At 70.9% G+C, this 2,381-nt stretch carries 4 protein-coding genes; 2 read left to right on the top strand and 2 right to left on the bottom strand.

What is annotated here, in order from left to right:
* Together Ae331Ps2_RS30115 and Ae331Ps2_RS32390 are read right to left on the bottom strand one after the other, a co-directional pair.
* Positions 1-795, bottom strand: a 795-nt coding sequence (locus tag Ae331Ps2_RS30115; protein ID WP_075329932.1) for a helix-turn-helix domain-containing protein, incomplete at its 3' end; no start/stop codon positions are given.
* On the bottom strand, positions 792-968 hold the full coding sequence (locus Ae331Ps2_RS32390; protein WP_175582036.1) for a hypothetical protein: 177 nt from the start codon (positions 966-968) through the stop codon (positions 792-794). The genes Ae331Ps2_RS30115 and Ae331Ps2_RS32390, both read right to left, overlap by 4 nt.
* 254 nt (positions 969-1,222) lie before the next feature.
* On the opposite strand from Ae331Ps2_RS32390, the gene Ae331Ps2_RS30110 reads away from it, so the two are divergent.
* Both Ae331Ps2_RS30110 and Ae331Ps2_RS30105 read left to right on the top strand, forming a co-directional pair.
* Complete coding sequence (locus Ae331Ps2_RS30110) at positions 1,223-1,645, top strand: hypothetical protein (protein ID WP_170918373.1); 423 nt, start codon at positions 1,223-1,225, stop codon at positions 1,643-1,645.
* Positions 1,646-1,779: 134 nt separating this feature from the next.
* Positions 1,780-2,265 carry a hypothetical protein gene (locus Ae331Ps2_RS30105; RefSeq protein WP_139319288.1) on the top strand — a complete coding sequence of 162 codons (486 nt, stop codon included), beginning with the start codon at positions 1,780-1,782 and terminating at the stop codon, positions 2,263-2,265.
* The last annotated feature ends 116 nt before the right edge of the window (positions 2,266-2,381 follow it).

Here is a 2,381-nt window from a genome sequence, read left to right as displayed (position 1 = left end):
CGGCGGGGTGTGGGCTTGCGCCGCGGCGGTGGTGACCAGGTCAGACAACCCGCGGTCGCCGGGGCGTGGTGTTCGGGTCGAGGGCTCCTGGGGGACGTCGCCCGGGGTGACCCGCTCGGGGTCCGGACGAGCGGTGCCCGACCGGTCCGCGGCGGTGCCGGTCGCGGGCGCGCTCGCGCGCGCGACCTCCCCCGTGACGGTCACCTGATGGTTCCAGGCGACCGGCGGTGAGACCCCCGTGGGGTCGCACCGTGAGACGGGGCCCGTCTCACCGTGAGACGGGGGGGTGAGCTGCGGAAACACCGGTTCGGGCAGGTCGGCGGCGCCGCCGCCGAGACCGGTTCCGGAAGGCCCGGCGAGACCGGCCGCAACGGCCAGCTCCACCGCGCCGCCGCCCGCGCCGCCGACCGCCTCGCTAGCGACACCGCTAGCGAGGCGGTCGGCGGGTGGAGCGATGCCGAACAGCTCTTCGAGCGTGTCCACCTCCAGCTGCGCCCGGAGCCGAGCCCGGTCCCGAGTCTGGAGCACCTCGACCTGGATCCAGTAACCATTCGACGTCCACGCCCCGTTCCTACGGCGCCGCCGGGCACGCCGCAGCACACCCTCACGCTCCAGATCGTTCAACGACCGGAACACCGTCGCCCGCGACAACCCGGTCTTCCGCGCCACCGACATCACCGCCGGGAAGCACAACCCACGCTCGCTGGCGTGGTCAGCGATCGCCAGTAACACCGCCCGCCGCGAGGACCCCGCCACATCCGACCGGAACACCGCATCCATCACCGCAACGCTCACCGCGCACCCCCAGCCAGGACGATGGCGGCCAGGTCAATGAGTACAAGCGGTGCGGCCACCGACCCCGGCGAGTACAGCTGGTCGAGGTCGAGGTCGAGGTCGAGGTCGAGGTCGAGGTCGAGGTGGATCCCCGTCTCGACTGTCTGACGGGGCAGCGCTACAGTGCTTCTCACTGGTCTCCTTGCAGAGTCAGGATGGCAGTCGGCCCGGCCACTGGGCTGAAGCTGACTGGCCACTCGGTGGGTGACCGCGCCGTTTTTCCTGTTCGAGGTCGGCGGCGCAGTCATTGCTTGGACACAGACGGTAGCGGGTCGGGTCCCGATGGGTTCGCCCGCTACCGTCTGCCCCAGGAACTCGCTGGTCCACCCGCATGCACCCCGCCCACCCCGCCGCCGCCGGCCCAGTGCAGCCCCCGGGCGGGACGGTCGTGGTGCTGGTCATGACGCGCCCGGCGCCGCAGCGGCCGCGGCTCACTGCACCTGACGCCGTGCGCCGGCGGGCGGCCCGGGACCTGCTGATGTTCAACGACGATCGGCTGACCGGGGTGACACGCATCCTGATGAAGTCCGGGCGCGAGCAGATCGCCGCGTGTGGGCACCTGACCCAGGAGGTCCTGGACTCCGGCGAAGAAGACGGATTCGCCGAGGGATGGCTCGCGGTGCACGGGCCGCGGTTACTCGCCGCCGCGCACCTAGTCCGCCCGGCCGCGATCGCTCAGGTCATGGCCGGTGTGCCGAAGATCCGGGTGGCGGCGGCAGCAGGCATCGCTCGGGGCACCCTCGATAGGTGGCTCGACGCGCCGGGAGAGCCGATCGAGCAATGCTTGAGACCTGTGGATGAAGATCTTTAGGCGGCTTCCGGTTGGGGTGCGGCCCGCCACCCTGCCGCGCGCTGGTCGATGCGCTGGCGGAGGTCGGCATCGCCCGAGAACCCCGTCTTATCTACCAGTAGACAATTTCTGTCTACTGGTGTACATTTCTGGTTATGGAGATCACGCGGACCGCCGACGCCGACACCAACTTCGGCGGGACGACGCCGACGCTGTCGTCATCGACGCCTGCTGCTGCAACCACCGAGAGAAGTGAGGACCCCGACATGACCCTGCGCCCCGACATCGCCGCCTGGCTCGGCGACCCGCCCGATCCGCCCCTCGATGCCGACCAGGCCGACCGGATCACCGACCTGATCGACACCCTCGCCGACCGCTGGCCCGACCCCGACGCCAGCAATGAGCTCGAGGCGGCCATGTACGGCGCCGTGCAAATCGTCCTCGGCGCCGTCACCCTGGAGACGTTCGCCGAAAACCACCTGCGGGCACTGTACGCCGAGCGGGAAGCGATGGCCGCACTACACGGCGCGGTCCTCGCCTCCGCCACGGGTGCCAGATCCCCGCTGCCGGGCAGCGAGATCGACCTGATCAACCGCGCCAGACTGTCCCGCACCACCGTCCGCAGAATCATCGGCCGGTGACCAGCGACCCACTGCCCGGCGATGCTTCGCAGCCCCGCCGGGCAGTGGGTGATGCTGTGGGACCGCGCCGAAATCCTCGCCGCCGCACCCCCCGCGACCGCCGAGGTACGCCGCGG

The organism is Pseudonocardia sp. Ae331_Ps2 (assembly GCF_001932405.1).
Taxonomy (GTDB): Bacteria; Actinomycetota; Actinomycetes; order Mycobacteriales; family Pseudonocardiaceae; genus Pseudonocardia.
This window is presented reverse-complemented; position numbering and strand designations above follow the sequence as displayed.